This is a genomic window from Chromohalobacter sp. HP20-39, assembly GCF_033052815.1.
Classification (GTDB): domain Bacteria; phylum Pseudomonadota; class Gammaproteobacteria; order Pseudomonadales; family Halomonadaceae; genus Chromohalobacter.
In genome coordinates this window covers 1-383 of sequence record NZ_JAWHTP010000259.1, presented here as the reverse complement: position 1 = coordinate 383, position 383 = coordinate 1, and the positions used below count along the sequence as shown (strand labels likewise).

Genomic DNA, 383 nt, shown 5'->3' with positions numbered 1-383 from the left:
CCAAGGAGCACGGCACGAAGCTGGGCTTCATGAGCTTCTTTGTGAAGGCGGCCGTGCATGCGCTGAAGAAATACCCGATCCTGAATGCCTCGGTGGACGGCAGCGACATCGTCTACCACGGTTACTTCGACATCGGTATCGCTGTCGGCTCGCCGCGTGGCCTGGTGGTGCCCATCCTGCGCAATGCAGACCAGATGAGCTTTGCCGACATCGAGAAGAAGATCGCAGAGTTCGGCAAGAAAGCCCAAGAGGGCAAGCTTAGCCTGGAAGACATGACGGGCGGCACGTTCTCGATCTCCAACGGCGGTACGTTTGGCTCGATGCTGTCGACCCCGATTATCAACCCGCCGCAATCGGCCATCCTGGGCGTGCACGCCACCAAG

The 383-nt window shown here is 59.8% G+C and carries 1 protein-coding gene; it reads left to right on the top strand.

Annotated elements, in window-relative coordinates:
- Positions 1-383: 2-oxo acid dehydrogenase subunit E2 (locus RVY79_RS17890; RefSeq protein WP_317465858.1), on the top strand; the 383-nt coding region annotated here is incomplete at both ends.